The sequence below is a fragment of the Paracoccus sp. (in: a-proteobacteria) genome (genome assembly GCF_030538495.1).
Lineage (GTDB): Bacteria > Pseudomonadota > Alphaproteobacteria > Rhodobacterales > Rhodobacteraceae > Paracoccus.
On the sequence record NZ_JAUNTW010000002.1, the window covers coordinates 106,673 to 130,954 of the forward strand.

General features: G+C 62.0%; 20 protein-coding genes. 6 read left to right on the forward strand and 14 right to left on the reverse strand.

Translation table 11 applies throughout. The annotated features are described in order from the left end of the window. Window positions 1-171: 171 nt before the first annotated feature. The 3 genes from Q4G20_RS02135 to Q4G20_RS02145 all read right to left on the reverse strand — a co-directional run bounded on the left by Q4G20_RS02135 (window position 172) and on the right by Q4G20_RS02145 (window position 3,888). Window positions 172-2,709, reverse strand: coding sequence for a putative PEP-binding protein (locus tag Q4G20_RS02135; protein ID WP_303341652.1), 2,538 nt, complete (start codon window positions 2,707-2,709; stop codon window positions 172-174). Window positions 2,710-2,795: 86 nt separating this feature from the next. Further along, window positions 2,796-3,389 (reverse strand): peptidylprolyl isomerase, encoded by a 594-nt coding sequence (locus Q4G20_RS02140; protein ID WP_303341654.1) that lies wholly within the window; start codon window positions 3,387-3,389, stop codon window positions 2,796-2,798. Next, window positions 3,382-3,888: a peptidylprolyl isomerase gene (locus Q4G20_RS02145; RefSeq protein WP_303341655.1), complete on the reverse strand. Its 507-nt coding sequence runs from the start codon at window positions 3,886-3,888 to the stop codon at window positions 3,382-3,384. The genes Q4G20_RS02140 and Q4G20_RS02145 overlap by 8 nt, the downstream gene beginning before the upstream one ends. Window positions 3,889-4,029: 141 nt before the next feature. Here Q4G20_RS02145 and pgk point away from each other — a divergent pair, with 141 nt between their 5' ends. Next, window positions 4,030-5,232, forward strand: a complete 1,203-nt coding sequence (gene pgk / locus Q4G20_RS02150) for a phosphoglycerate kinase (protein ID WP_303341656.1) — start codon at window positions 4,030-4,032, stop codon at window positions 5,230-5,232. Between the two features lie 36 nt (window positions 5,233-5,268). Here the strand turns inward: pgk and Q4G20_RS02155 are convergent, their stop codons facing one another. Next, window positions 5,269-5,994 (reverse strand): hypothetical protein, encoded by a 726-nt coding sequence (locus Q4G20_RS02155; RefSeq protein ID WP_303341657.1) that lies wholly within the window; start codon window positions 5,992-5,994, stop codon window positions 5,269-5,271. A 340-nt stretch (window positions 5,995-6,334) separates the two neighbouring features. On the opposite strand from Q4G20_RS02155, the gene Q4G20_RS02160 reads away from it, so the two are divergent. Next, window positions 6,335-7,261, forward strand: a complete 927-nt coding sequence (locus Q4G20_RS02160) for a class I fructose-bisphosphate aldolase (RefSeq protein ID WP_303341658.1) — start codon at window positions 6,335-6,337, stop codon at window positions 7,259-7,261. A 37-nt stretch (window positions 7,262-7,298) separates the two neighbouring features. Here the strand turns inward: Q4G20_RS02160 and Q4G20_RS02165 are convergent, their stop codons facing one another. From Q4G20_RS02165 to sucC, 9 genes are all read right to left on the reverse strand, one after another. Further along, the gene (locus Q4G20_RS02165) at window positions 7,299-7,754 is read right to left on the reverse strand and encodes a lytic transglycosylase domain-containing protein (protein ID WP_303341900.1); all 456 of its coding nucleotides are present in this window, start codon (window positions 7,752-7,754) and stop codon (window positions 7,299-7,301) included. 76 nt (window positions 7,755-7,830) lie between these two features. Beyond that, window positions 7,831-9,219, reverse strand: a complete 1,389-nt coding sequence (gene lpdA / locus Q4G20_RS02170; protein ID WP_303341660.1) for a dihydrolipoyl dehydrogenase — start codon at window positions 9,217-9,219, stop codon at window positions 7,831-7,833. Between the two features lie 63 nt (window positions 9,220-9,282). Then, the gene (locus Q4G20_RS02175; protein WP_303341662.1) at window positions 9,283-9,681 is read right to left on the reverse strand and encodes an MAPEG family protein; all 399 of its coding nucleotides are present in this window, start codon (window positions 9,679-9,681) and stop codon (window positions 9,283-9,285) included. Next, window positions 9,682-9,936 carry a hypothetical protein gene (locus Q4G20_RS02180; protein ID WP_303341664.1) on the reverse strand — a complete coding sequence of 85 codons (255 nt, stop codon included), beginning with the start codon at window positions 9,934-9,936 and terminating at the stop codon, window positions 9,682-9,684. It abuts the gene before it with no gap. A gap of 54 nt (window positions 9,937-9,990) precedes the next feature. Further along, window positions 9,991-11,499, reverse strand: a complete 1,509-nt coding sequence (gene odhB, locus Q4G20_RS02185; protein WP_303341666.1) for a 2-oxoglutarate dehydrogenase complex dihydrolipoyllysine-residue succinyltransferase — start codon at window positions 11,497-11,499, stop codon at window positions 9,991-9,993. Continuing rightward, window positions 11,496-14,468 carry a 2-oxoglutarate dehydrogenase E1 component gene (locus tag Q4G20_RS02190; protein ID WP_303341667.1) on the reverse strand — a complete coding sequence of 991 codons (2,973 nt, stop codon included), beginning with the start codon at window positions 14,466-14,468 and terminating at the stop codon, window positions 11,496-11,498. Before Q4G20_RS02190 ends, odhB begins: the two co-directional genes overlap by 4 nt. A 32-nt stretch (window positions 14,469-14,500) precedes the next feature. Next, on the reverse strand, window positions 14,501-14,833 hold the full coding sequence (locus Q4G20_RS02195; RefSeq protein WP_303341669.1) for a hypothetical protein: 333 nt from the start codon (window positions 14,831-14,833) through the stop codon (window positions 14,501-14,503). A gap of 236 nt (window positions 14,834-15,069) precedes the next feature. Continuing rightward, entirely contained in the window at window positions 15,070-15,954 is an 885-nt protein-coding gene (gene sucD, locus Q4G20_RS02200) for a succinate--CoA ligase subunit alpha (RefSeq protein WP_303341672.1), read from the reverse strand. Between the two features lie 5 nt (window positions 15,955-15,959). Next, a complete protein-coding gene (gene sucC, locus Q4G20_RS02205) occupies window positions 15,960-17,153 on the reverse strand; it encodes an ADP-forming succinate--CoA ligase subunit beta (protein WP_303341674.1) in 1,194 nt (397 codons plus the stop codon). A gap of 265 nt (window positions 17,154-17,418) precedes the next feature. Between sucC and Q4G20_RS02210 the strand changes: the two genes are divergently transcribed. Next, window positions 17,419-21,039: a calcium-binding protein gene (locus tag Q4G20_RS02210; protein WP_303341676.1), complete on the forward strand. Its 3,621-nt coding sequence runs from the start codon at window positions 17,419-17,421 to the stop codon at window positions 21,037-21,039. 88 nt (window positions 21,040-21,127) lie between these two features. On the opposite strand, the gene mdh is transcribed toward Q4G20_RS02210, so the two are convergent. Then, a complete protein-coding gene (mdh, locus tag Q4G20_RS02215) occupies window positions 21,128-22,090 on the reverse strand; it encodes a malate dehydrogenase (protein ID WP_303341678.1) in 963 nt (320 codons plus the stop codon). A 207-nt stretch (window positions 22,091-22,297) separates the two neighbouring features. Between mdh and Q4G20_RS02220 the strand changes: the two genes are divergently transcribed. The 3 genes from Q4G20_RS02220 to Q4G20_RS02230 are packed head-to-tail and all read left to right on the forward strand — an operon-like array spanning window position 22,298 to window position 24,282. Further along, a complete protein-coding gene (locus Q4G20_RS02220; protein ID WP_303341680.1) occupies window positions 22,298-23,140 on the forward strand; it encodes a CoA ester lyase in 843 nt (280 codons plus the stop codon). 1 nt (window position 23,141) lies between these two features. After that, the gene (locus Q4G20_RS02225) at window positions 23,142-23,684 is read left to right on the forward strand and encodes an NnrU family protein (protein ID WP_303341682.1); all 543 of its coding nucleotides are present in this window, start codon (window positions 23,142-23,144) and stop codon (window positions 23,682-23,684) included. Window positions 23,685-23,736: 52 nt separating this feature from the next. Beyond that, window positions 23,737-24,282 carry an NnrU family protein gene (locus Q4G20_RS02230; protein WP_303341684.1) on the forward strand — a complete coding sequence of 182 codons (546 nt, stop codon included), beginning with the start codon at window positions 23,737-23,739 and terminating at the stop codon, window positions 24,280-24,282.

Here is a 24,282-nt window from a genome sequence, read left to right on the forward strand (position 1 = left end):
AATTCGATTGCCCCGACGCTATGCAGGTTTATGTGAGGTCGCAAAAACCGGCCCGAAACACCCGATTTGGGCGGGAACCCGCCACCCGATTCGCGTCTAGGTGGCAGGATTTGGCGCAAAAGCGCCCAAAAAAGGACCGGATCGGAACCAATTAACTGGCTTTTTGGTCAATTATTCGACCGAATCACCCATCTGCGCACGAATCGCCGACTGCGCCGCCGCCAATCGCGCAACCGGGACGCGAAACGGCGAACATGACACATAATCAAACCCGGCGGCGTGGCAGAAGCCGATGGATTCGGGATTGCCGCCATGTTCCCCACAAACCGAGATCGTGATTCCCGGCGCCTGCGCACGCGCGCGCTGCGCCCCGATCAACAGCAATTCCCCCACGCCGTCATGATCCAGATAATGAAACGGATCTTCGGCATAGACGCCCTGGCCGACATAGGTTCCCATGAACCGCCCCGCATCGTCGCGCGACAGGCCATAGGTCATCTGCGTCAGGTCGTTTGTGCCAAACGACAGAAAACAGGAATGTTGCGCAATATCCCCCGCCCGCAGCGCGGCGCGCGGCGTTTCGACCATCACCCCCAGACGATAGGTGAAATCGGCGCGGCGTTCGTTGCGCACCGCCGCCGCCACGGCGTCGATGCGGGTTTTGACCAGTTCGACTTCGCGCATGGCGCTGACCAGCGGGATCATGATTTCGGGAACCACCGGTGCGCCGCGCAGGCCCGCGTCGATTGTCGCCTCGAAGATCGCGCGGGCCTGCATGTCGTAAATCTCTGGCACGGTGATGCCCAGCCGCACCCCGCGCATCCCCAGCATCGGGTTGAACTCGGACAGGGCTTCGACCCGGCGGGTCACGTCGGACAGAGGCAGGTCCAGCGATTCGGCCAGTTCGCGCAGACCTTCGCGGTCATGGGGCAGAAATTCGTGCAAAGGCGGATCGAACAGGCGGATCGTCACCGGCTGGCCCGCCATGATGTCAAACAGGCTGGTAAAATCGGCGCGCTGCATTGGCAAAATGCGTTCCAAGGCCAGCCGCCGATCGTCGGGCGTGTTGGCAAAGATCATTTCCCGCATCGCTGGCAAACGGTCGCCGTCAAAGAACATATGTTCGGTCCGGCACAGCCCGATGCCCCGCGCGCCAAAGCGGCGGGCGGCGCGGGCGTCTTCGGGGGTGTCGGCATTGGCGCGCACCTTGATGCCGCCCGCCTGATCGGCCCAGTCCAGCAATTGCGTGAAATAATCGTCAAAGGCGGGGGGCAACAGGGTGGCGGCTCCGGCCAAGACCTCGCCCGATGTGCCGTCGATGGTGATTTCTTCGCCTTCGCGAAAGATGCGGCCCCCCGCGCGCAGAGTGCGGGCGCGGCTGTCGATACGAATATCGCTGGCGCCCACGATGCAGGGCAGACCCATGCCGCGCGCGATCACGGCGGCGTGGCTGGTCGTGCCGCCGCGTTCGGTCAGAACCGCGACCGATGCGTGCATCCCGCGAATATCTTCGGGGACGGTTTCGCGGCGGATCAGAATACAGGATTCGTCACGCGCCTGCGCGGCCTGCGCGGCGGCAGCGGTGAACACGATCCGCCCGGTGGCCGCGCCGGGGCTGGCATTGATACCGCGCGCGATCACATCACGAGGACTGCGCGGGTCCACCTGATGATGCAGCAATTCGGCCAAGGCGCGGGGTTCGACGCGCATCAACGCCTCGGACGGGGTGATGATGCCATCGCGGGCCAAAGTCACCGCCACGCGGACATTTGCGCGCGAACTGCGCGCCGTGCGCACCGCGTCGATCAAGGTGATCTGCCCGGCGGTCAGGACAAATTCGATCTGCATTTCTTCGCGCAGGCGTTCGCGCGCGGCAATGCCAAACCGCGCAAGGTCCGCGAACACCGAAGGGGCGATGCCCTCCAGCGACGGGCCGCGATCATCGCGCGTCAGATACAGCGTTTCCGCCCCAGCCCCCGCCGCGCCGCCATGGCGCTGTTCGCGGAAACGCCCCGTCACGCGGGGATTGCCGGTCACGGGGTCGATAAACTGGATCGTGCCAGAGCCGCACAGGCCCGGACCCAAGGCCAGTGCCATTTCCTGCACCACCAGCCCCAGCGGCGCGTCGGGCGGCGCGCCTTTGGCCTGACGCAGCAGGCGCGCGGTCGGGCCGTCCCAGGCGCGGGCCATGGACCGCAACACCTCGGACAGTTGGCGGACGGGATCCTGCGGAAAGGGTTCGTCCATTTCATCGGCGTAACAGCGCAGCGCGTCGCGCAGAGCCTCGGGGCCGTCTTGGGCGAACATATCAGGGTCCAGCCGCGCGATATGGATGGCATAGTTTTGCACAAACGACAGATAGACCGCATCGGCATTATCGCGCCCGATGCTGTCGCATAACCGGCTGTGCAGCGCATCGTTCACGCCGACATACATCACCGTTCCCGGCCCGCCCCATTCCGGCGAAATCGCGGACGGGCGCACAATCACCAACCCGCTGCCGTCGTCAAAGACCGGCTTCAGACAGTCATCCGGCAGACGCTGCCCCTGCGCAATCGCCTGAACCGTTTCGCAATCAATCGCAAAACTGCGCGGCACCGGCAGGCCCATGCGGATCAGGCGTTGCAGGCATTTCGCCCGCCAGCCGTGATTGGCCCGCGTAATCGGGGCCGAGGGCGTGATTTCGTGGGCATTGGTGATGGTGCGCATATCCATGACCGCAGATTAGGCCCGCGATCCCCAATGCCGCAAGTGCGAAAAAGGGGGCGCGCGGCCCCCTTTTCTGTGTATTTTCATTATTCAGCGCGTTCGACCGTGACACTCAGCATCTGATCGGGGTCACGCACTGCGCCATTGGCGCGCGCATCGCCGCGTTTGATGCTGTCCAGCACGTCCCAGCCATCCACCAACTGCCCGATCACGGTGTATTCTCCGTTCAGGAAATGCGCCGGGGCGAAGTTGATGAAAAACTGGCTGTTGGCGCTGTCGGGGTCCATCGAACGGGCCATGCCGACGGTGCCGCGTTCAAACGGCAGATCGCTGAATTCAGCGCGCAGATTCGGTTTGTCCGAACCGCCGGTTCCGGCGCGGCTGGTGTCGCCATCGGCGCGGCCATGCCGCACATCGCCGGTCTGCGCCATAAAGCCGTCAATCACGCGGTGAAACACGACGCCGTTGTAATCGCCCGCTTCGGCCAGTTCGACCAGACGCGCGACATGGTTCGGGGCCACGTCTTCCAGCAGGTCCAGCGTGATCGTGCCTTTGGGCGCGCCCGAGGCATCGGCCACGGTGATCACCAGATTCGGGCCGGGACCGTCCACGGCATCCTGCGCCATCACAGGCAGCGCCGACAGCGCCAGCAGGGCGGGGATCAGGGCAATCTTACGCATCGGCAGCCACCTTGACCGAGATCATGCGGTCCGGCTGTGCAGGCGGTTCGCCGCGCACGATTTTATCGACAAACTCCATCCCCGACAGGACGCGACCGTAAACGGTATATTGACCGTTCAGGAAATGGTTATCCTTGAAATTGATGAAAAACTGGCTGTTGGCGCTGTTGGGGTTGGCCGAACGGGCCGCGCCCAGTGTGCCGCGATCATGGGGCAGTTTGGAAAATTCGGCGGGCAGATCGGGCAAATCCGACGCGCCGGTGCCTGCACGGCCGGGGTTCCAGCCCTTTTCCATATTCGCATGGGCCACATCGCCGGTCTGCGCCATAAAGCCGTCAATCACCCGGTGAAACGCCACATTGTCATAGGCACCGGCGCGGGCCAGTTCCTTCATCCGTTCGGTGTGTTTGGGGGCCACGTCTTTCAACAGCTCAATCACAACGGGACCATCTTTCAGTTCGATGATGATGGTGTTTTCGGGATCTTTGATCTCGGCCATGCGGACCTCCTGATGTTTTGGTTGTGCCAGATGTAGGGGGTGGCGCGCCAAATCGCAACGCGCGAAACCGTGACCACTGCTTGACGCGCGCGCGACCATGCGGGACAACCCGGCAAAACCCACAGCCCAAGGGACAACGACATGGCCAATTTTAACAGCATCGACGATCTGGACCTGAACGGTAAGGTTGTCCTGACCCGCGTGGACGTGAACGTCCCGGTTCAGGATGGCCGCGTGACCGACGCCACCCGCATCGAAAAGATCGTTCCGACCGTCAAAGATATTCAGGCCGCCGGTGGTATTCCGGTTCTGCTGGCCCATTTCGACCGCCCCAAGGGCAAGCGCGTGGACAGCATGAGCCTGCGCCAGATTCTGCCCGCATTGGAAACCGCACTGGGTCAGCCGGTGGCCTTTGCCGATGATTGCATCGGCGGCCCCGCGAAACAGGTGGTTGCGGCGCTGCAACCGGGCGATGTCGCGCTGCTGGAAAACACCCGTTTTCATGAAGGCGAGGAAAAAAACGACGCCATCTTTGCCGCGTCTCTGGCGGCTTTGGGCGGAGCGTATATCAATGACGCCTTTTCGGCGGCGCATCGCGCGCACGCCTCCACTGAAGGTCTGGCCCGTCTGTTGCCCGCCGGTGCCGGTCGTCTGATGCAGGCCGAACTGACCGCATTGGATGCCGCGCTTGGCACGCCGCAGCGCCCGGTTATGGCCGTGGTGGGCGGTGCCAAGGTGTCCACGAAACTGGACCTGCTGATGAACCTGATTGATAAGGTCGATCATCTGGTCATCGGCGGCGGTATGGCAAACACTTTCCTTGTTGCCAAAGGGGTCGAGGTCGGCGCATCGCTGGCCGAACGCGACATGGCCGACACCGCGCGCGCGATCATGGATAAGGCCGCGCAGGGCGGCTGCACCATTCACCTGCCGGTCGATATTGTCGTGGCGCGCGAATTCAAGGCCGGGGCCGAGAACGAGACCCTGCCGGTTGATCAATGCCCGGCGGATGCGATGATTCTGGATGCCGGGCCGGACACCGTCGCCGCCCTGCGCGCCGCCATGGCTGATTGCCGCACGCTGATCTGGAACGGACCGCTGGGCGCGTTCGAAATCGCGCCCTTCGACGCGGCCACCAATGCGGCGGCGCAGGCGGCGGCAGGTCTGACCCGCGACGGCGCGCTGATCTCGGTCGCCGGAGGCGGCGATACGGTCGCGGCGCTGAACAAAGCCGGCGCGGCGGATGATTTCACCTTCATCTCGACCGCAGGGGGTGCGTTTCTGGAATGGATGGAGGGCAAAGACCTGCCCGGCGTCGCGGCCCTGCTGGCTGCCAAAAACTGATCACGATGGGGGCGGCGCAGGGCCGCCCCCTTTTGCTTACCATCCAAAAAGACCGCCCAACAGCCCGCCGGTGCGGCGCGGCGGCGGAGGAGGTGCCGGGTTGGGGTCGTAATAGAAAACGTTCCCCTTACTATCGCGATAATATCCGGCCTTGAGGGCTGGCGCGGGGGTCGACTGTTCCGGCTGGCTGGGCGCGGGTTCGGTCTTGACCGGCTCGGTCGCGACGGGCTTGGGGTCAGCGACAACCGGGGCCGGGTCCGTTTTAACCGGCGCGGGGGCCACGGCCACGGGCGGGGTGTCGTCAACCACGGCATCATCCACGACCGCAGGCGTTTCCGCAACCGGCGCGGGATAGGTCGCGCGATTGCCCGACCCCAAAAGCCAACTGAGATACGACCCACGATCCCAACTGTTGCGGACCCATTGATCGCTGCCGACGCCGTTCGCGGCCTTTTCCTTGGCGGCGGTTTCTTCGGCCTTCGCCGCCTCGGTCGTGGTCTTGACCTCAGCCGTGCTGGCCTCGCCGTCCTCGGCCGAGGCCGCATCGCCCGTTCGGGCGGTCACGGTCGTGTCCGCCGCCGCGGCATAGGTTTTCGCCCCCCGCAACCAATCCAGATACTGATCGCGGTCAAAGCTGGTGCGAATCCATTGGTCGCTGCCAATGGCTGGGGGCTGTTCGGCCGTCTGGCTGGCCGCTGGGGTGGCGGTGTTTTTGGCCCAACCAACCGTTGGGGACGCGCCGCCGATATTGGTGCTAATCATCACATCACCTGTTGCGCGCTGACGGCTGACCGGCTTCTGTCCGGGCAGGGCCAAGGGCGCCAATCACTTTTTAATTCACCGCATCAGTTCTTGATACGGGCGTCGCCAGCGTCACATTCGCGTAACGCCCGGTTGCGGATCAGGTGGCGAATCTGTCCCGCCCGGTCGTGACCCCATCTGGGGATACCTGATCTTACCAGAACCGCGCCGCGACGCCCGGACATAGTGATTAAAATTTTAACGATCCCGCCATGCGTTAACGCTGCACCGTTGGCGCAAACAGCGTTGCCAGAGGCCCACCGGATGACTAGTGAATCCGCAACGAAAAGGAGATATTCCGATGCAAATGACCGACACGGTGCGCCGTATCCTTGCCAATTACGAAGGCGAAACGCCGGGCGTCAAAGCCCAGCTGGCCCGCATGATGATGACCGGCAAACTGGCTGGCACCGGCAAAATGATTATTCTGCCCGTCGATCAGGGCTTTGAACATGGCCCCGCGCGGACCTTTGCGCCGAACCCGGCGGGCTATGACCCGCATTATCATTACCAACTGGCGATTGACGCGGGCCTGAACGCCTATGCCGCGCCCTTGGGCATGATCGAGGCGGGCGCCGATACCTTTGCCGGTCAAATCCCGACCATCCTGAAAGTGAACAGCGCCAACAGCCTGATGTCCGACACCGCCGGCAAAAATCAGGCGATCACCGCGACGGTCGATGACGCGCTGCGTCTGGGTTGTTCGGCCATTGGCTTCACGATCTATCCGGGTTCCGATATGGCCTTGGATATGTTCGAAGAAATCAGCGCCATGCGCCAAGAGGCCGCCGCCAAAGGCGTGGCCACCGTGATCTGGTCCTATCCGCGTGGCGAAGCGATCAGCAAAGACGGCGAAACCGCCATCGACATCGCGGCCTATGCGGCGCAAATCGCGGCGCTGATCGGCGCGCATATTATCAAGATCAAACTGTCCACCGACCATCTGGAACTGCCCGAGGCGAAAAAGGTCTATCAGGACAAACAGATCGACGTTTCGACCCAAGCCAAGCGCGTGGAACATTGCATGCAGGCGGCCTTTGGTGGTCGCCGCATCGTGGTGTTCTCGGGTGGTGCGGCCAAGGGCGCCGACGCGGTGTATGACGACGCCCGCGCCATCCGCGACGGCGGCGGCAACGGGTCGATCATCGGTCGCAACAGCTTCCAACGGTCGCGCGAAGACGCCTTGGACATGCTGCAAAAGCTGGTCGATATTTACAAAGGCGCCTAAGACGCGCAGCGAAAAGGGGGCCGATTGGCCCCCTTTTTTACGATCGCAACCCGGTTTCTTTTAACAAACCACGTCGCCGCGCCTCGTAATAATAACCGCGGGCATACCAACCAACCGCCGCATCGGGATTGCCGTCTGCGACGATCCACGCACCACGCAGATATTTCACCGCATATTGCAGATTGGTGTTTGCATCCAACAAACCGGAATCCGGCCCGCGATAGCCCATGGTCCGCGCAGTCGTGGGATGAATTTGCATCAACCCGTAATACGGCCCGTTCCGCGCGCCCGGACGATGGCGCGATTCCCGAATAATCACGCGATGCACCAATTCGGACGGCACACCATAATGCCGCGACCAGTAATTGATCTGCCGCCGCAGTTCCGGCGTTTCATTGGGATACAGCCCCGTTTGCAACAACCCGGCAGGCTGCTGCACGGAACCACGGCCGCCACCACCACAAGCCGCCAAGGCCAGCACCGACAAGATCATCGCGCGCCGGCCCAGCTTCTTCTGTGCGGAAATATCCTGGGGGTCGGGGGGCAACGCCCCCCGTCCAACGGTGAGGTCAGGCATGGATGGCCCCGTCTCCACATGCCAGTGCGGCCTCGCGCACGGCTTCGGACACGGTGGGGTGCGCGTGACAGGTCAGAGCCAGATCTTCGGTCGACGCGCCGAACTCCATGGCCACGCAAACCTCATGGATCAGATCACCGGCCGACGGGCCGATGATGTGGCAGCCCAGAATCCGGTCGGTTTCGGCATCCGCGATCAGTTTCACAAAGCCTTCGCCCTGAAACTGCGCCTTGGCGCGGGCATTGCCCATGAACGGGAATTTGCCAGTTTTCACCTTGCGCCCACTGGCTTTGGCGGCCTCTTCGGTCAGGCCGACGCTGGCCACTTCGGGGGTGGTATAGATCACGCCGGGGATCACGCCGTAATTCACATGGCCATGTTTGCCCGCGATCACGGCAGCCACGGCCATGCCTTCGTCTTCGGCCTTGTGGGCCAGCATCGGGCCGGGAACCGCGTCGCCGATGGCATAGATCCCCGGAACATTGGTTGCCCAATGATCGTTGATCTGAACGAAACCGCGATCGGTCATCGCCACGCCGACCTTGTCGAGCCCCAAGCCATCCACAAACGGACGGCGGCCCGTCGCCACCAGCACGCAATCGGCGGTGATGGTCTGTTCATCGCCACCTTTTTTCAGGCCATAGGTGACGGTCGCCTGATCGCCGTCCACATTTGCCGACTGAACCGCCGCGCCCATCACGAATTTAAGGCCCTGTTTCGCCAGCATTTTCTGGAACTGCTTCTGAACCTCAGCGTCCATGCCGGGGGCCACGATGTCCAGATATTCGATCACGGTCACATCCGCGCCCAGACGCGCATAGACCGAACCCAGTTCCAGCCCGATCACGCCCGCGCCGATCACGACCATCGAAGCGGGGATCTTTTTCAACGCCAATGCGCCGGTCGAATCCACGATCACGCCTTGATCGTTGTCCACATCCACGCCGCGCAGCGCCGCCGGGGCCGAACCCGTTGCAATGACGATGTTTTTCGTGTCGTGAACGGTGTCGCCAACCTTGACCTTGCCCGGTGCCTCGATCGTGGCCCAGCCTTTCAGCCAATCGACTTTGTTCTTTTTGAACAGGAATTCGATGCCTTTGGTGTTGCCGCCGACCGTTTCGGTCTTATAGCCCTGCATCTTGTCCCAATCGACCGTGACATGCGCGCCGGTCAAACCCATTTTTTCAAAGTTTTCATGGGTTTCGTGCAGCATATGGCTGGCATGCAGCAGGGCCTTGGACGGGATGCAGCCCACATTCAGGCAGGTGCCGCCCAGCGTGTCGCGCCCCTCGACGCAGGCGACCTTCAGGCCCAGCTGCGCCGCGCGGATCGCGCAGACATAGCCACCCGGACCCGCGCCAATCACGATCAGATCATACATCAAACGTTCCTTTTCTTGGCCCGCGCCGGGGGCTTCGCGCCCCCGGACCCCCGCGGGATATTTTTACACAGAAGATAACAGCGCCGCGCCCAGCATCAGCAGGGTGGCGCCAAAGCCAACCGCCCAAATCACCGACCGCCACGGCTTCCAGCCATAGGCATAGGCGGGCAGATACAGCAGCCGCGCCACCAGATAGAGCCATGCGGCCATCGTTGTGATGGCCGAGGCCGCGCCGCTTTGCGTCACCACCACAACCGCGATCGTGAAAAAGATCAGCGATTCAAAGTGGTTGGAAACGGCGCGGCGCAGGCGTCCGGTCAGCGGTGACAGGTCGGGCGCACGGTCGCGCGGACCGAGGTTCCAGTCCACCCCGGTATCGCGGTTTTGAGCAACGCCAGCGACAGCGATTTGCACCGCCTGCCACAGCGCCGCCAGTGCCAGAACGGTCAGTTCCGCAGTCATTTAGGCCGTCTTAACAAGGTGATAATCGGTCGAGGTCACCCCGGCCTGATTGTTGAAGACCGTGGCGCTGCCATCCAGATAGTCGCGCGCGGCTTTGGCATCGGTCACGTTGAACAGCGCCCAGGCATCGCCGGTCTCTTCGCGCCACAGTTGCAGCACGGATAGCCCGTTCAGGCTGCGGTCTTCGGCGTCGTTGTCAAAGGCCGCTTTGAATTGGTCGTAATCCGTCAGGGCATAATGGACGATCATCTGCATGGTGGTGGTCCTTTCCTGTGGCGAAAGGGGCGGCTGATGCCGCCCCGGTTGGGTTTACAGATCCATCAGCAGGCGGCGCGGATCCTCGAGCGCCTCTTTGACGCGGACGAGGAAGGTCACGGCGCCTTTGCCGTCAACGATGCGGTGGTCATAGGACAGCGCCAGATACATCATCGGGCGGATGACGATTTCACCTTTGACGACGACCGGGCGATCCTGAATTTTGTGCATCCCCAGAATACCCGATTGCGGCGGGTTCAGGATCGGCGACGACATCAGCGAGCCATACACACCGCCATTCGAGATGGTGAAGGTGCCGCCCTGCATTTCGTCCATAGTCAGTTTGCCGTCGCGGCCTTTGGCGCCCAGTTCCGCGATTTCTTTTTCAATCGCGGCAAAGGATTTCTGATCGGCGTCGCGCAGGACCGGAACGACCAGACCCGTGGGCGTGCCAACCGCAACACCCATGTTGACGAAGTTTTTGTAAACCACATCGGTGCCGTCGATTTCGGCGTTCACCTCGGGGACTTCTTTCAGGGCGTGGCAGCAGGCTTTGACAAAGAAGGACATAAAGCCCAGCTTGACTTTGTGTTTCTTTTCAAAGGCATCTTTGTATTCGTTGCGCAGACCCATGATGCCGGACATATCGGCTTCGTTATAGGTGGTCAGCATTGCCGCGGTGTTTTGCGCGTCTTTCAGGCGGCGGGCAATGGTCTGACGCAGGCGGGTCATTTTCACGCGTTCTTCGCGGTCGCCCGCCGGAGCGGCGGGGGTGGCAGCGCGCGGTGCGGATGCGGCGCGGGCGACGTCATCCTTCATCACGCGACCGTCGCGACCCGAGCCCTGAACCTGATCGCGGCTGATGCCCTGTTCGGCCATGGCGCGTTTGGCCGACGGCGCATCTTCCACGTCGCTGCGCGGGGTCAGCTGTTCGGGACCGGCGCCGGGCGACTGCACCTGTTCGGCCTGCGCGGGGCTGCCTTCGGGTTTTTGCGCGGGGGCGGCACCGGCAGCGCCTTCGGTGATGATCGCCAGACGCGCCTTGGCGTCCACGGTGTCGCCTTCCTGTGCCAGAATTTCGGCCAGAACGCCGGCGGCTGGGGCCGGAACCTCGACCGAGACCTTGTCGGTTTCCAGTTCGCACAGCATTTCATCGGCGGCCACGGTATCGCCAACCTGTTTGAACCAGGTGGCCACGGTCGCCTCGGTCACGCTTTCGCCAAGCGTGGGAACCATTACGTCAACGGATTTGCCGCTCATCTTTTGTCCTTCCGGGGTCTTGTCGGCCGTGGGCGCGGCCTGTTTGGTGGGGGCGGGGACAGCCCCCGCAGCAGAAATATGCGCCAGAACGGCATCGGGTCCGACCGTCGCACCTTCGGGGGCGGCGATGTCGGCCAGAATACCGGCGGCAGGGCTGGGAACCTCGACCGTGACTTTGTCGGTTTCCAGTTCGCACAGCATGTCATCGACGGCGACAGCATCACCCGGTTGCTTGAACCAGGTGGCGACCGTCGCTTCGGTCACGGATTCGCCAAGCGTGGGAACGCGGACGGGGGTTGTCATCCCTGATCCCCCAGACCCAAGGCGTCGGCGACCAGCGATTCCTGTTCGGCTTTGTGGCGGCTGGCCAGACCCGTGGCGACCGAGGCCGCCGCGTTCCGACCGGCATAGCGGGCGCGTTTGTGATCGGCCCCGATGCGGTCCAGAACCCATTCAATATTGGGTTCAACAAAGGTCCACGCGCCTTGGTTTTTCGGTTCCTCTTGGCACCAGATGATTTCGGCCTGTTTGAACCGCGACAGTTCCTTGACCATCGACTGCGCGGGGAACGGATAGAATTGTTCCAGACGCAGCAGATACACATCGGTGATCCCGGCTTCGTCGCGTGCCTTCAGCAGGTCATAATAGACCTTACCCGAACAAATCACGACGCGGCGCATTTTGTCATCCGCGACCAGACGGGTGGTGCCATCACGCTGTTCGGCGTCATCCCACAACACGCGGTGGAAGGTCGAACCGGTCAGGAAATCGTCGGCCTTGCTGACAGCCTGCGGATGACGCAGCAGCGATTTCGGCGTCATCAGCACCAGCGGTTTGCGGAAGCTGCGATGCAACTGACGGCGCAGGATGTGGAAATAGTTCGCGGGCGTGGTGCAGTTCGCGACGATCCAGTTATCTTCGGCGCAGGCTTGCAGGAAGCGTTCCAGACGCGCGGAGGAATGTTCCGGCCCCTGACCTTCAAAACCATGGGGCAGCAGCATGACCAGCCCCGACATCCGCAGCCATTTCTTTTCGCCCGAGCTGATAAACTGGTCGAACATGATCTGCGCGCCGTTGGCAAAGTCGCCGAACTGCGCTTCCCACAGGGTCAGCGTGTTGGGTTCGGCCAGCGAATAGCCATATTCGAAACCCAGCACCGCATATTCCGACAGCATCGAGTCGATGACTTCGTATTGCGCCTGACCCTCGGCGATGTTGTTCAGCGGATAATAGCGTTCCTCGGTCTTTTGATCGACAAAGGCCGAATGCCGCTGGCTGAAGGTGCCGCGCGCGCAATCCTGCCCCGACAGGCGGACGCCGTTGCCTTCGGTCAGCAGGCTGCCGAATGCCAAAGCCTCGCCAGTTGCCCAGTCAAAGCCCTGCCCGGATTCGAACATGGCCTTTTTGGCGTCCAGCAGGCGGCCGACGGTCTTGTGCAGGGCGATGTCGCTGGGCGGCGTGGTCAGGGCACGGCCGATGCTGGCCATGGTTTCGGCGGAAATGCCGGTTTCACCGGCGACATATTCCGCCCCCTCGCGCGCCAGACCGGCCCATTTACCGTCCAGCCAGTCGGCCTTGTTCGGCTTGAAGTTGCGGCCGATTTCGAATTCCTCGTTCAGGTGTGCCTGAAACGCGGCTTTCATATCCTCGATCTCGCCCTCGGGGATCAGGCCGTCGGCAACCAGCCGGTCGGTATAAAGTTGCAGCGTGGTCTTGTGACCCTTGATGCGGGTATACATCGCAGGGTTGGTGAACATCGGCTCATCGCCTTCGTTATGGCCAAAGCGGCGATAACAGAAGATGTCCAGCACCACATCCTTGTGGAATTTCTGCCGGAATTCGGTCGCCACCCTGGCGGCGTGAACCACCGCTTCGGGGTCGTCGCCGTTCACGTGGAAGATCGGCGCCTCGACCATCAGGGCGATGTCGGTCGGATAGGGCGAGGTGCGGCTGAAATGCGGCGCGGTCGTGAAACCGATCTGGTTGTTCACGACAATATGGATCGTGCCGCCGGTTTTGTGGCCGCGAATCCCCGACAATTGCAGACATTCTGCCACAACGCCCTGACCGGCAAAGGCCGCGTCGCCATGCAGCAAAATCGGCAGAACGCTGGTGCGGTCGGTGGTGTCGCCCAGCTGATCGCCCTTGGCGCGGGCCTTGCCCAGCACCACAGGGTTCACCGCTTCGAGGTGCGAGGGGTTCGCGGTCAGCGACAGGTGAACACTGTTGCCGTCAAATTCGCGGTCGCTGGACGCGCCAAGGTGATATTTCACGTCACCGGAACCGTCCACATCTTCGGGCTTAAAACTGCCGCCCTGGAATTCGTGGAAAATCGCGCGATAGGGTTTGCCCATCACATTGGCCAGAACCGACAGACGGCCCCGGTGCGGCATCCCGACAACGATTTCCTTAACGCCCAAAGCGCCGCCGCGTTTGATGATCTGTTCCATGGCGGGGATCAGCGCCTCGCCCCCGTCCAGACCGAAGCGTTTGGTCCCCATATATTTGACATGCAAGAACTTTTCGAAGCCTTCAGCCTCGACCAGTTTGTTCAGGATGGCGCGGCGGCCTTCGCGGGTGAACTGGATTTCTTTGCCATATCCTTCGATCCGTTCTTTCAGCCAGCCGGCTTCTTCGGGGTCGGAAATATGCATGTATTGCAGGGCAAATGTGCCGCAATAGGTGCGGTCCATCAGGTCCTTGATCTGGCGGATCGTCGCCACCTCAAGCCCCAGCACGTTGTCGATAAAGATCGGGCGGTCCAGATCGCCGGGGCCAAAGCCGTAGGTTTCCGGCTTCAATTCGCCATGATCGGGAACGCTGCGCATCCCCAGCGGGTCCAGATTGGCGTGCAGATGCCCGCGGATCCGATAAGCGCGGATCAGCATCAGCGCACGGATGCTGTCCAGAACCGCCTGACGCATCTGGTCTTCGGTCAGAGTGACGCCTTTTTCTTCGGCCTTGGCGGCGATTTTCTTCATCGCGGCGGTCGCTTCGGATTTCGACGCCATCGGCCATTCGCCGGTCAGCGCGGCGGTCATGTCATCGCCGGGCAGAGGCGGCCAATCGGCGCGTTTCCAGCTGGGACCCTCGGCCTGACGCACGGCGTCGGCGGTGTCATCGCCCAGACCCCGGAAATACGCATCCCACGCCTGATCGACCGCAGCCGGATTTTTGGCCCACTGGCCATAAAGCTGTTCCACATAGGCCGCGTTATGGCCTTGCAGGAACGACGAATCGTGGAAATCGGTATTTTTGGGCTGGTCGGTCATATCTGGTCCCCTGTCAGGGCGGTTAGAGTGCATCACGCACAGTAAATATCAAACATCCGCGCGCCGGGATCGGCGGTCGGGTCGGTTCGGGACAATTGTTGAACACGCAACGGCGCGCGGCGTTCCAGACGGCACAGCGCCACAGCCGCAACGCTTTCGGCATTGGCGGGGGCAAGGTCGGGGCGATAGATCACGCGCCAGCCGAAATCGCGCCGCGCCACGGTGCGCACGGATGCGGGCGGCAATCCGGTGGCCTGATGCAGATCGGTGCGCGCAGGAACGCCGCCGCGCAGCACATCATCGGTCATGCGACTGCCACAGGCCGCCAGCGTCATCAGCGCGATCATGGTCACGGGGCGGATCATCGCGCGCCCCCGTGGATGGGGCAGATCGGCGCAACACCCCGAAATCGAACGCCTGTCGCGCAACCGGGTGCATGGAAAAACTGGGTCAAGCGGGCGGGCAGGGGCGACGCAACGCAGAACGCGGCGGGTCGCGCCGCTGCGGTATTCATTGCGTGGTATTTGTGCCTGTCCATTGCCCGCCATGATGTTTAATCCGCCGCCCCCCAGCTTAGGCCAGAGGGCGGCGCTGTCAATTATCAGCCTTTGATCGCTTTCAGAACGGCTTCGCCCAGACCGGCGGGGCTGTCGGCAACCACGATCCCGGCTTTTTTCATCGCCTCGATCTTGGATTCCGCGTCGCCTTTGCCGCCCGAAACGATGGCGCCCGCATGGCCCATGCGGCGACCCGGAGGTGCCGTGCGGCCCGCGATGAAACCAGCGGTCGGTTTCCATTTGCCCTTGCGTTTCTGTTCGGCCAGGAACTCGGCGGCTTCTTCTTCGGCGGAACCGCCGATTTCGCCGATCATGATGATGCTTTCGGTTTCGTCATCATCCAGGAACAGCTTCAGCACGTCGATATGTTCCATGCCCTTGATCGGGTCGCCGCCGATGCCGACCGCGCTCGACTGGCCCAGCCCCACATCCGAGGTCTGCTTCACCGCCTCATAGGTCAGGGTGCCGGAACGCGACACAACGCCGACCGAGCCGCGACGGAAAATGCTGCCCGGCATGATGCCGATTTTGCATTCGTCGGGGGTCATGATGCCGGGGCAGTTCGGGCCGATCAGCCTGGAATTGCTGTTCAGCAGCGCGCGTTTGACGCGCATCATGTCCAGAACCGGGATGCCTTCGGTGATCGCAACGATCAGCGGGATTTCGGCGTCGATGGCTTCCAGAATGGAATCGGCGGCGAAGGGCGGCGGCACATAGATCGCGGTCGCATTCGCGCCGGTTTTCGCCACGGCTTCGTGGACGCTGTTAAACACCGGCAGGCCCAGATGTTCGCTGCCACCTTTGCCCGGCGTGACACCGCCGACCATTTTGGTGCCATAGGCGATCGCCTGTTCGGTGTGGAACGTGCCCTGAGACCCGGTGATCCCTTGGCAGATAACTTTGGTGTCTTTGTTAACCAGAACGGCCATGCTTCTTACCCCTTCACTGCCTTGACGATTTTTTCCGCGCCATCGCGCAGGTCGTCGGCGGCGATCACGTTCAGACCGCTGTCAGCGATGATTTGTTTGCCTTTTTCAACATTCGTGCCTTCCAGGCGGACGACCAGCGGAACTTGCAGGCCCACCTCTTTCACGGCGGCGATGATGCCTTCGGCGATGATGTCGCAGCGCATGATGCCGCCAAAGATGTTCACCAGAATGCCTTTGACATTCGGGTCGCTGGTGATGATCTTGAACGCTTCGGTCACTTTTTCTTTGGTCGCGCCGCCGCCGACATCCAGGAAGTTGGCCGGTTCCGCGCCGAACAGCTTGATGATGTCCATGGTGGCCATGGCCAGACCGGCGCCGTTCACCATGCAGCCGATTTCCCCGTCCAGTGCGATATAGTTCAGGTCGAATTTCGACGCGGCCAGTTCTTTGGGGTCTTCTTCGGTTTCGTCGCGCAGCGCCATGATGTCGGGCTGACGATACAGGGCGTTGTTGTCAAAGCCCATTTTCGCGTCCAGACATTTCAGATTGCCGTCTTTCATGACGATCAGCGGGTTGATCTCCAGCATCTCCATGTCTTTTTCGATGAACAGGCGATACAGGTTTTTGACCAAAGCGACGCATTGTTTCACCTGCGCGCCTTCCAGACCCAGCGCAAAGGCCACGCGGCGGCCGTGGAAATCGGACAGGCCCGAGGCCGGATCGACGCTGAAGCTGACGATTTTTTCCGGGGTGTGTTCGGCCACTTCTTCGATGTCCATGCCGCCTTCGGTCGAAGCGACAAACGACACGCGCGACGTGGCGCGATCCACCAGCAGGGCCAGATACAGTTCGCGTTCAATGTCGGAACCGTCTTCGATATAGATGCGGTTGACCTGTTTCCCGGCGGGGCCGGTTTGGTGCGTGACCAGCGTGCGGCCCAGCATTTGTTTGGTCAGTTCTTCGGCTTCTTCCACCGATTTCGCCAGACGGACGCCGCCTTTTTCGCCGGCCTCAGCCTCTTTGAAGCTGCCTTTGCCGCGGCCGCCGGCGTGGATTTGCGCCTTAACGACCCACAGCGGGCCTTCCATTTCGCCCGCAGCGGTTTTCGCTTCGTCCGCTTTCATGACGATGCGGCCTTCGCTGACCGGCGCGCCGTATTGGCGCAGCAGCGCCTTGGCCTGATATTCGTGGATATTCATCGCGACCCCCTCGTTCGGTTCGACAGATTTGGGTTGTGTTGCCACATCTGCGCGCCAAAGCAAAACCCTTTTTCCCTGCAAATTACCTAAAAATGGTGATATATTGTCAAATGTGATCACAAGATTTCAGCGTGTGATCACGCCCATGCGGCACGGCTGTGCCACAGCGGTCAGGAAAACGCCTCGGCCCGGTTAATTTCGCTTGCTTTGCACAAGCCTTCACCTGATCGTTAATTTAACCACCTTCTTGTCTAAGGACAGTCACATGACCCTGATTCCCGGTGATACGACCACAACAGCCCGCATTTCCCAAACCGGCCAAACGCGCGGGCGCATTGACTTTCAAGATGACTCGGATTGGTACCGGCTAAAGGTTCAGCCTGGGCTGGCCTATTCAGTGTGGCTGACCGGGGACGGCACGCCTGATTCTGTGCCAGATCGCACGGCCTACACGCGAATGATGGACAGTGACGGCAGCCGGCTGGATGGGCTGTCACCGGCCTATTCGTTCCAATCGCGGCTGAATTTCACCTCGCAGCGCAACGCCGATTATTTCGTTAATGTTTCTGGGGGATCTCAGTTAGGCAATTATATCATCCACACAAATATGGATGACAGAGTTGTCAATAACACGACGACGACGGCGTCGGTTGTGCGCAATGGCGTCACGTCCGGGCGGTTGGATGTCGCGGGCGATTCCGACTGGTATCGCGTCACCCTGACCGAAGGGCTGTCCTATGGCTTCCGCCTGACCGGCGATGGCACCACGGACACGGCACGGGGTGGGCGTCTGTATCTGATGGACAGCTCGGGTCAGCGCGCCGGGGGCAGCTCAGACGTCGGTTTAGGCGGTCAACTGAACTATCGTGTTGGAACGACGGGAGATTATTACGTCAATGTGGCCACCTATTACGGTGCCAGCGATGTCGGCAATTTCCAGATTCATTCGGTGATGACCGACACCGTCCGCAACAACACGCTGACCGATGCGGCGCTGACCGTGAACGGCGTCACCGCGGGGCGGTTGGATGTCGCGGGAGATGCCGATTGGTATCGCGTGACCCTGACCGAAGGGCTGTCCTATGGCTTTCGTCTGACCGGCGATGGCACCACGGACACGGCACGGGGTGGGCGTCTGTATCTGATGGACAGCTCGGGTCAGCGCGCCGGGGGCAGCTCAGACGTCGGTTTAGGCGGTCAACTGAACTATCGTGTTGGAACGACGGGAGATTATTACGTCAATGTGGCCACCTATTACGGTGCCAGCGATGTCGGCAATTTCCAGATTCATTCGGTGATGACCGACACCGTCCGCAACGACACGCTGACCAATGCGGCGCTGACCGTGAACGGCGTCACGTCTGGGCGGCTGGACGTTGCGGGCGATTCCGATTGGTATCGTGTCACTCTGACCGAGGGGCTGACCTATGGGTTCCGCCTGACCGGTGACGGCACAACGGACACCGCGCGGGGCGGACGCCTATACCTGATGGATGGGTCCGGACACCGCGCCGAGGACAGCTCAGACGTCGGCTTAGGCGGCGGCACGCTGACCTATCGCGTAACGACGACGGGCGAATATTACGTCAATGCGGCCACTTATTTCGGTGCCAGCGATGTCGGCAATTTCCAAATCAATGCCGTCATGAGCGATACGGTGCGCGACGACACGCTGACCACGGCGCGTCTGGTGCGAAATGGGGTGACCACGGGCAAGCTGGATGTGGCGGGCGATGCCGACTGGTATCGCGTCACCCTGACCGAAGGCTTGTCGGCGAATTTCCGGCTGACCGGTGATGGCACGACACCGGTTGGCTCAAATGCCCGTATCACCCTGCGGAATGCCGATGGCAGCGTCGCGTCCGGTGTCAGCAGCAGCAGTGTCAGCACGGGCGGCGATCTGGGGGTCAATGTCGCCAGAAGCGGCACTTATTTCCTGTCCGTGTCGAACGGTGAAGGCAATTTCCGCGTCCACACGGATCAGCGCGACACGGTGCGCGGCGACGTTCTGACCGGCGCGGTCGCGCTGTCGGGCCATGCGATTAAAGGTCGGATTGACAGCGTGGTCGATCAGGACTGGTACAAAGTCCGGCTGAATGCGGGAACAAAATATTATATTGACGGGATGGAGATGTCCGGCACCGGCGGTATCGGCGACCACATCGTGACCCTGTATGATATCCATGGGCAGCGGCTGGATTACACGTGGGGCAGTAAAAATCCGTTCATTCGGTATGATCCCGATGCAACCGGCGATTATTTGATCGCCGTGTCAGGTTCGCGCGGGTCGATGGGGGACTTTAAACTGCGCGTGGTGTCGGACCAACGCAATGTGACCGGCACCTCGGGGGCGGATGAATTGCACGGCTATGAAGGGGCGAACCGCATGGTCGGCGGGGCGGGGAATGACACCCTGTTCGGGTATGAGGGCGACGACACCCTGATCGGCGGCAGTGGCGATGACATTCTGGACGGCGGCGCAGGCAACGACACCGCCGAATATACCAGCACTGCCAACACCGTTGTGGATCTGGCAATCACGGGTCGGCAGAATACGCGGTCGTCGGGCTGGGATACGCTGGTATCGATCGAAAATGTGATCACAGGGCGCGGCAATGACACGATCCGAGGCGATGGTCAGGCCAACCAGCTTTATGGCGGCGACGGCAATGACCGCGTGGACGGGCGCGCGGGCAATGACAGCCTGTATGGTGGCGCGGGCAACGACGTGATCTATGGCGGCGGCGGCAATGACGCGCTGTATGGCGGCGCGGACAACGATGAACTGTATGGCGGTGCGGGCGGCGACCTGCTGTATGGCGGCGCGGGCGATGATCAGCTATTCGGCGGAACCGGCCGCGACAGCCTCTATGGCGGTTCGGGCAATGACCGCCTGTCGGGCGGATCGGCCAGCGATCATTTGTATGGCGGGACCGGCAATGACAGGCTGTTCGGCGGTGCGCATAACGACTGGCTCGAAGGCGGTGCTGGCAATGACAGCCTCTATGGTGGCGACGGCAACGACACGCTGCTGGGCGGGGCGGGCGACGATCTGATCTTTGGCGGTGCGGGCGTGGATACCGTGCGGTTCAACACCTCGGCGAATATCACGGTGTCGCTGGCCGTCACGACGGCCCAAAATACCGGCGAAGGCCTCGACACCATCCGCGAGATCAACAACGTCATGACCGGCTCCGGCCATGACCGCGTGACCGGCGATGACAGCGCCAATGTCCTCAGCGGGTTGGGCGGCAATGACGTGCTGATGGGGCGCGGCGGCAATGACCGGCTGTTCGGCGGCGAAGGCAACGATCGGCTGTTTGGCGGGGCTGGGAATGACCAGCTCTATGGTGGCAATGGCGCGGATCTGTTGGAAGGCAGCACGGGCCGGGATACGCTCTATGGTGGCAACGGGAATGACACGCTGCGCGGCGGTTCCGACGCGGATATGCTCTATGGCGATGCGGGCAATGACCTGATTTATGGCGACACCGGCGCGGATCAGTTGTTCGGCGGCGACGGGCAGGACCGGCTCTATGGCGGGTCGGGTGATGATACGCTGTCGGGCGGCAATGGCAATGACAGCCTCTATGGCGGTGCGGGGCGCGACCGGCTGATCGCCGGGGCGGGCAATGACCAGCTATGGGGCGGGACGAATGCCGATGTGTTCGTCTTTGCGCGCGGCGATGATTGGTCGCGAATCAATGACTGGCAAGACGGGCTGGATAAGATCGAAATCAGCGGCACCAACTGGTGGGGGCTGAGCCGCAAGCAGACCGATGCCGGGGTTGAGGTGTCGTTCAGCTGGGGTGCCACGCTGACCACGATCGAGATCGCGGGCGCGAAGCTGGCCGATATTGACCAAAGCGATTTTATCTTTGTCTGAAGGCGTGGCGCCCTGCGGGGCGCCATCCATCTGCGCATGAAAAAAGGCACCCCGCGGGGTGCCTTTTGTTTTTTGTGACTGCGGCGGATTACGCCAGCGAGCTGTCGATGCCTTTGCAGGCGTCAACCAGACCTTTGACCGCATCGACCGATTTGTCGAACATCGCCTGTTCGTCGGCGTTCAGGTCAATGTCGATCACTTTTTCGATGCCGTTCGCGCCGATCACGGTCGGAACGCCGACATAGAGACCGTTCAGCCCAAACGCGCCATCCACATAGGCCGCGCAGGGCAGGACGCGTTTCTGATCTTTCAGATAGCTTTCGGCCATTTCAATCGCGCTCGTCGCCGGGGCATAGAACGCGCTGCCGGTTTTCAGCAGGCCAACGATTTCAGCGCCGCCGTCGCGGGTGCGCTGAACGATGGCGTCCAGTTTGTCCTGCGTGGTCCAGCCCATTTTGACCAGATCGGGCAGCGGGATGCCGCCAACGGTCGAATAACGGGTCAGCGGAACCATGGTGTCGCCATGGCCACCCAGAACAAATGCGGTCACGTCGCGCATCGACACGCCGAATTCCAGCGACAGGAAGTGACGGAAGCGCGCCGAATCCAGCACGCCAGCCATGCCGACGACTTTGTTATGCGGCAGGCCCGAAAATTCGCGCAGCGCCCAGACCATCGCGTCCAGCGGGTTGGTGATGCAGATCACAAATGCGTCGGGGGCGTGTTTCGCGATGCCTTCACCGACCGATTTCATGACCTTCAGGTTGATGCCCAGCAGGTCGTCGCGCGACATGCCCGGTTTGCGCGGCACGCCTGCGGTGACGATGCACACATCTGCGCCGGCGATGTCGGCATAGTCGTTGGTGCCTTTCATCACGGCGTCGAACCCTTCGGACGGGCCGGATTCGGCGATGTCCAGGGCCTTACCCTGCGGGGTGCCTTCGGAAATGTCGAACAGGACGACATCGCCCAGTTCTTTCATCGCGGCCAGATGGGCCAGCGTGCCGCCGATTTGACCGGCGCCGATCAGGGCAATTTTGGGACGGGCCATGGATAACCTCCAGTGAAAAGTTGGATTCTTGCGTTGTGGTTAGTGTGACAGGCACGAAATCGCAAGGCTTTGCGGGGGGTGACGCGCAGTGATTGCCCTAACAATTTGAAACAAACTGTGCCGATCTGCCGCAGTGCAGCATTTTTGCTTGCCAATCGTGGCGCATTGGGCCACCGTCACGCAACATTCTTACGCCCAGAGGTTCCCATGACCCGCCCATATCGTTCGGTTCTGTATATCCCCGCCGCCAATGCCCGCGCGATGGAAAAGGCGCAGACGCTGGCCGCGGATGCCATCATCTTTGATCTTGAGGACGCCGTGGCACCCGATGAAAAACCCGCCGCGCGTGACGCTTTGGCGGCGGCGCTGCGCCATGATTACGGCGCGCGCGCGCGGATTGTGCGCATCAACGGGCTGGCGACCGAATGGGGGGCGGATGATGCCCGCGCGGCGGCGGCGATGACCGGCGTTGACGCGGTGCTGATCCCCAAGGTGGACCGCGCCGCCGATCTGGACCGCGTGGCCGAACTGACCGGCGATCTGCCGCTGTGGGCGATGATGGAGACCCCGCTGGGGATGCTGAACGCCGCGGAAATCGCCGCGCATCCGCGCCTGCAAGGTATGGTCATGGGAACGAATGATCTGGCCAAGGAACTGAACAGCCGGTTCCGCGCCGACCGTTTGCCGATGATGGCGGGGCTGGGGCTGTGCCTGCTGGCCGCGCGCGCGCATGGCAAGGTCATCGTTGATGGCGTGTTCAACGCGTTCAAAGACGATGACGGTTTGCGCGCCGAATGTGATCAGGGCCGCGATATGGGTTTCGACGGCAAGACCCTGATTCACCCTGCGCAATTGGCGATTGCTAATGCGGCATTCGCGCCGACGGATGCGGAAATCGACTTGGCCCGTCGCCAGATCGCAGCCTTTGACGCGGCGATTGCCGAGGGTCAGGCCGTCGCCGTGGTGGACGGAAAAATCGTCGAGAACCTGCATGTCGAAACCGCGCGCAAAACGCTGGACCGTGCGGCGGCGATTGAGGCAATGGCCTGATATGACGCTGCTTTTGGTCGGGATGGCGCTGTGGTGGGCGTCGCATCTGTTCAAGCGGCTGGCCCCGGATTTGCGCGCGCGGATGGGGCGGGCAGGGTTGCCGGTGACGGTTGCGGGTGGTCTGCTGTCGATGGTGCTGCTGACGCTGGGCTATCAACAGGCGGATGGGCCGTTCTGGTGGGGGCGCACACCCGCCTTAACTGGCGTCAACAACCTGCTGGTTCTGCTGGCTTTTTGCGCGGTTCTTGCAGGTGCGCTGAAAACCCGTCTGGCGCAGCATGTCCGCCACCCGATGATGTGGGGCTTTGTCCTCTGGGCGGTCGCGCATGTGTTGGTGAATGGTGATTTGCCGTCGCTGGTGCTGTTTGGCGGGCTGCTGGTCTGGGCCTTCGTCCAGATCGCCGCGATGAGCCGCGCGCCATGGACCCGCCCAACCGGTCCCGTGCCTGCGTGGCGCGAAGTCGCCGCCGTCCTCGGAGCCGTCGCCGCGCTGATCATCGGTGGGCATATTCATGGCTGGCTGGGGCCGTGGCCCTTTGGTTGAAACTGCGTGACGCTGTGCTAGGCTGCGGCCATCCAGCAAAGAAAGGTGCCAGATGCTGTTACTGATCCTTGGCGTGGCGTTGTGGTGGGGCGCGCATCTGTTCAAACGGCTTGCGCCCACGCGCCGCGCGGCGATGGGCGATGCCGGACGCGGGGCGGTCGCCGCCGCGCTGTTTGTGTCGATTGTCCTGATGGTGATTGGATACCGGACCGCGCATGGCGCGTTTTTCTGGGGTCCGTCCGGTGCGGCCAAGGGCATCAATAACCTGTTGATGTTGCTGTCGGTTTATCTGTTCGCGGCCTCGGGGATGAAAACCGCCGCCGCGCGCCGCCTGCGTCATCCGATGCTGGTTGGCTTTGGGATGTGGGCCTTTGCGCATCTGATCCCGAATGGTGACATGCCGTCGTTCATCCTGTTTGGCGGCTTGCTGGCCTGGGTGCCGGTGCAGATGGCGGTGATCAACCGCGCGACCGCATGGACCCCGCCGCCGCCCGCGCCGATGCGCAAAGAAATCATGGCCTTGGCCGGAACCGTGATCGTGTATGGCGTGATCGCCATGATTCACATCTGGCTGGGCCCCAACCCGTTCGGAGCCTGA